The organism is Paenibacillus sp. MER 180 (genome assembly GCF_023713665.1).
Classification (GTDB): Bacteria; Bacillota; Bacilli; order Paenibacillales; family Paenibacillaceae; genus Paenibacillus_B; species Paenibacillus_B suaedae.
Genome location: NZ_JAMAVT010000101.1, coordinates 1 through 323 on the forward strand (window position 1 = coordinate 1; position 323 = coordinate 323).

Sequence of the window (323 nt, forward strand, 5' to 3'; positions counted from 1 at the left end):
GTAGATAGGTTGGAGGTGGAAGCACAGCAATGTGTGGAGCTGACCAATACTAATCGGTCGAGGGCTTATCCTAAAAGATTAAACCCCAAAAAGTGACGTGAAGCTTTGCAGCAACACCGAAACCTTTCCGGGGGCCCCGGATGAACATCTAGCACTAACTTTCGCATTCAGTTTTCAGGGTACAGCCTGAAACATCATATTCCCTGATAGCTCAGTTGGTAGAGCACTCGACTGTTAATCGAGTTGTCACAGGTTCGAGTCCTGTTCGGGGAGCCATGGAGAGATGTCCGAGTTTGGTCGAAGGAGCACGATTGGAAATCGTG

General features: G+C 48.9%; 1 tRNA gene. It reads left to right on the forward strand.

Going from position 1 to position 323, the window contains the following annotated elements:
* Positions 1 to 200 precede the first annotated feature (200 nt).
* Positions 201 to 276 (forward strand) — tRNA-Asn (locus M3661_RS30050).
* The last annotated feature ends 47 nt before the right edge of the window (positions 277 to 323 follow it).